The sequence below is a fragment of the Metabacillus fastidiosus NBRC 101226 genome (genome assembly GCF_001591625.1).
In the GTDB taxonomy this organism is placed as follows: domain Bacteria; phylum Bacillota; class Bacilli; order Bacillales; family Bacillaceae; genus Metabacillus; species Metabacillus fastidiosus.
Genome location: NZ_BCVG01000178.1, coordinates 1 through 4,444 on the forward strand (window position 1 = coordinate 1; position 4,444 = coordinate 4,444).

Here is a 4,444-nt window from a genome sequence, read left to right on the forward strand (position 1 = left end):
TTGTTCTATTGATCGGACCTTTATGGACAGTTGGATCTCCCACTTCACTTCCTCTAATTACTAGAACTTTAAAGGGGAAGTCTTACTGCCCGTTAAGGCTGAGATAAATTGCTAACATTAACTATTAACTTCCTTTTTAAATGAGGTAGTTTATGAGATTAAAATTATTTATATTACTATTTGCACTCATTCTTATTTCACTTCCTTTCTTTCCATACAAACAGGTAGTTGCTTTTACATTTGAAGATGAAGAAAAGCTGCTAGCATACTTATCATTGGAAGAAAAGGAAGCCTTTCAAATACAATACACGCATTCTATCCACAATTCAGATGTAACTGAAACATATCGCATATCAAGCAACCAAATAATCCAAACAGAACTTGCTTATAAAGATTTTGCAATTGGCATGCCAGCAAATGCAGAAGGTGATGAATTATTTATTAGAAAAGGAGGTATTTATTATATAAAAAATATGAACAGAACTTTCTCTTATATTGATTTGAGGATTGGGCAAGTAAAGGCAAATCACCGCCTTATTTATGAGGGAAAAACATATACTTTATCAAGCGATATAAAATCTGGAACATGGGTGAGAATAACTCCGAAGAAAATAACGCTATGGCAACAATTGAAAGGAGTGAAAATAAATGACTCGTAAAGAAGATATTAATATTTTATCTGAAGAGGAGCAGCAGGCGATTATAGAGAAGTATGATCCGGAAGCGGGAACGAGGAAATTAACTGGTGTTTTAGGATATATTGCTTTCTTTGGATTGCTTGCTTTTTCATTATTTCAATTATACACAGCGATATTTGGTGTATTTACCGCACAAATTCAGCGAACCGTTCACCTTGGATTTGCGCTCTCTTTAATTTTTTTACTTTTTCCTGCAAACCGCAAAAAAAGGAAACAAGGAAAATTACAAATTACTTGGTACGATGGGGTACTAGCCGTTTTAAGCATAGGTGTTGGAGCTTATTGGCCATTATTTTTTAATGATTTAGTTATGAGTGTCGGACGTTTAACAACAATGGACTTTATCGTTGGAATTCTAGCTATTTTACTAGTTTTAGAGGCAACGAGACGTGCTGTCGGTTTACCGATTACGATTATTGCATTTCTTTTCTTGATTTACGGTATTTTCGGACAGTATATGCCAGGTTTTCTAGCACATCGTGGTCTATCACTGGAAAGACTCGTCCAAACGATGTTTTATACGACAGAAGGAATTTTAGGAACACCGCTTGCTGTTTCTTCTACTTATATTTTTCTATTCCTATTATTTGCTTCTTTTTTAGTAAGGACAGGTGTTGGTCAGTATTTTAATGATCTCGCAGTTGCAGTTGCTGGAAGGAGAATAGGAGGACCTGCAAAAGTTGCGATTTTCTCAAGTGCTCTTCAAGGAACAATTAGCGGGAGCTCTGTTGCGAACGTAGTTACATCAGGTGCATTTACGATCCCGATGATGAAAAAACTCGGCTATAAAAAAGAATTTGCTGGGGCAGTAGAAGCATCTGCATCAACAGGCGGACAATTAATGCCTCCTGTTATGGGAGCAGCAGCTTTTCTAATGGTCGAATTTATCGGTGGCGGAATCACTTATTGGGATATTGCAAAAGCCGCTGCGATACCGGCTATCCTCTATTTTACCGGCATATGGATTATGACTCATTTTGAAGCGAAAAAAATAGGGTTACGCGGTTTGACGAAGGAAGAAATGCCAAGCATTATAGAAGTATTAAAAAATGTTTATTTATTACTACCGATAGTAGCGATTATCTTATTATTAATGTCAAATATGATTGTTACACATGCCGCATTATATTCTATTTTAATTGCTGTTATTGTAGGTGTATTTAATAAAGTAACGAGAATGGGCCCAAAACAATTCGTTTATGCACTGGTGGATGGAGCAAGATCTGCTTTAAGTGTTGCCGCAGCGACAGCATGTGCTGGTATTATCGTCGGTATTGTTACAAAAACAGGTCTGGGTTTAAAAATGGCAAATGGTTTAATTGATCTCGCTGGCGGTATTTTAATTCCGACTTTAATACTAACAATGATCGCATCACTCATTCTCGGAATGGGATCACCGACAACAGCAAATTATGTCATTACATCAACGATTGCTGCACCAGCTATCATTCTATTAGGTGTACCAGACTTATCAGCCCATTTATTTGTATTCTATTTCGGAATTATCGCCGACATTACACCACCAGTTGCACTAGCGGCATTCGCAGCAGCAGGTGTCGCAGGCGGGGAACCAATTCGAACCGGTATAGAATCAGCAAAGCTTGCCATTGCAGCATTTATCATTCCATATATATTTGTACTTTCACCAGAGCTATTAATGATAAATACAACATGGCCAGAGCTATTATGGGTAGTCATTACAGCAGTTACAGGAATGGTAGCAATTGGTGCAGGTATCATCGGATTCTGGATGAGAAAAATGCACTGGCTGGAACGTATTATGGCTGTTGTAGCAGGAATGCTTCTTATCTACCCAGAAGGTATTTCAGATATGACTGGACTTATTATATTTGCAGTACTGTTTACACTGCAATTCGTTTGGAAACGTGATAATGATAATAAGCCGCAGCTTTCAGCCCAAGTATAATATTTGAAATTTCAGTCTCCTTCTACTATATTTAAATGAGAGAAGGAGACTAAGTTTTAACTATATTTCTTGGGAAATAAGTCGAATGGTGAAATACTGCTTGACTAAGAGAAAGTATGTAAATATAATGGAATATATACATTAATTTGACTTGTTAGCTCAGTGGGAGAGCACTTCCTTGACAGGGAAGGGGTCGGGGGTTCAAATCCCTCACAGGTCATCACCCAAAAAAAGGTTTAAATTCTTTATTATCAAGGATTTAAGCCTTTTTCTTTGTTTACTGATATGTTCATTTCATCCTTGTATATTTATATATTGCACAGGAAAGTTGACAGTTTTTGCAACAGCAAACATTATAATCTATAACAATGTTTTCGTAGAAGGTGTGTGCTTAAAAATTGATTATTAACTGAATAAAATTTAAGTGTCTATAAAAACAGATAGATATTTATGATAAAAGATCATTCCAGTGTACCATTATCGTTACAATTTCGCATATCTCTTTTTGTACCATTTATCTGAGTTAATGCCTAAAATAACTGCTGATCCAATTGTTAAAATAATGGTAGAAACCCCTCCAATATTAGTTTCAAGTCAATTACTCGGCAAAATTAAAATCCAAAAGGGAGAAAGAGGAACCATTCCAAACTTTGAGATAAAAACGGACCAAGCAAAGGTGATAACCCATTGAGGTTTCTCTTTCTTCATCTCTTCCTTTAATTGCTCTTTTTTCGTCTTATATTCTTCTGTTTTTTCTTGACATAACTTATTCCTTTTTCTCTGCTGCCCTTACTTTATTATGAGCAAAACTTAGTAATTATTCTCTCATTATATCTGCTTTTCGTTTGGTTTTCTCAAAAAGTGATGATAGAACCCAAAAAATTCCTGCTTACTAGAGTAAGAGGAAGTAACTAAACTAACTGGCAATGATGAAAAAGAATTTCTTATTTATTTTTGAAATCTTCTTTTATTATTATTTTATTTGATAGAGTCTTCCTTGCAATAATTATCTCAGATAAGAGATTTAATTTGAAAATATATAAAGAAAGAGGCTTTCCCCAGAAAAACACTTTTAGGAAAGCCTCTCTCTTTTTCTGCTTTTTGTGAAAATGCCATACATTATCCAGTATACCGCCTTTGTTGTCATTTAAATATTAGAAGATAAAAGTACTTCATATGCTGCATTATTGGAAATATTTCTGTCTAAATATAAGGACAATGTATTATCTCTTACTACAGGAGAACCAGGTATATTGCTGGTCCATGTAACTGTAGCCGGTGCAGGTACATATGGAGCCCCGTTAGATACAAATACAGGGTGAGCACCTGCATCTGTTGGTCTGCTTGTAAAGATAAGAGTTCCTGTAATTGAAGCAGTAGTCGTTAAGGTTATTGTGGCTAAAATATTACCGGGAGCTGGTGCCATTACATTATTCCTTACATTAGAACATAACTGAAAATTATAGGTACCTGCCTGTAAGTTATTTACAACGATGGAGCCGCTAAACCCTACGATACTGCCATTTCCATTTACAACATAAGGTAAAGTCTGAGATTCCGGACCAGGTGATCCAACGAATAGTTGAAACCCTGCATTAGTTCCTTCAAATACAATAGACTTTGTTGAGGTTGTGGAAGGAGGTCCTTGAGGTCCAGTTTCTCCTTGAGGTCCAGTTTCTCCTTGAGGTCCTTGAATTCCCTGAGGTCCTTGGGGTCCAGTTGCTCCCTGAGGTCCTTGAGGCCCGGTTGCTCCCTGAGGTCCTTGGGGTCCAGTTGCTCCCTGAGGTCCTTGAGGCCCGGTTGCTCCCTGAGGTCCTTG

At 36.8% G+C, this 4,444-nt stretch carries 3 protein-coding genes, 1 tRNA gene and 1 pseudogene; 4 read left to right on the forward strand and 1 reads right to left on the reverse strand.

The genetic code is table 11. The features are described 5' to 3' along the window. The first annotated feature begins 152 nt into the window (after nucleotides 1–152). From BFA01S_RS20935 to BFA01S_RS23010, 4 genes are all read left to right on the forward strand, one after another. Nucleotides 153–659 carry a DUF1850 domain-containing protein gene (locus BFA01S_RS20935; RefSeq protein WP_066235496.1) on the forward strand — a complete coding sequence of 169 codons (507 nt, stop codon included), beginning with the start codon at nucleotides 153–155 and terminating at the stop codon, nucleotides 657–659. Continuing rightward, nucleotides 649–2,625, forward strand: coding sequence for a TRAP transporter permease (locus tag BFA01S_RS20940; RefSeq protein ID WP_066235498.1), 1,977 nt, complete (start codon nucleotides 649–651; stop codon nucleotides 2,623–2,625). The genes BFA01S_RS20935 and BFA01S_RS20940 overlap by 11 nt, the downstream gene beginning before the upstream one ends. A 148-nt stretch (nucleotides 2,626–2,773) precedes the next feature. After that, nucleotides 2,774–2,845: transfer RNA gene (locus BFA01S_RS20945), tRNA-Val, on the forward strand. 249 nt (nucleotides 2,846–3,094) lie between these two features. Then, nucleotides 3,095–3,316, forward strand: a complete 222-nt coding sequence (locus tag BFA01S_RS23010) for a hypothetical protein (RefSeq protein WP_169800521.1) — start codon at nucleotides 3,095–3,097, stop codon at nucleotides 3,314–3,316. Nucleotides 3,317–3,772: 456 nt separating this feature from the next. Here BFA01S_RS23010 and BFA01S_RS23015 read toward each other — a convergent pair. Further along, nucleotides 3,773–4,444: pseudogene (locus tag BFA01S_RS23015) on the reverse strand (collagen-like domain-containing protein); the annotation flags it as partial.

Bases quoted from the DNA above. Each gene is read 5' to 3' on its own strand.
- BFA01S_RS20935 (WP_066235496.1), top strand. From the start codon at position 153: ATGAGATTAAAATTATTTATATTACTATTTGCACTCATTCTTATTTCA.
- BFA01S_RS20940 (WP_066235498.1), top strand. From the start codon at position 649: ATGACTCGTAAAGAAGATATTAATATTTTATCTGAAGAGGAGCAGCAG.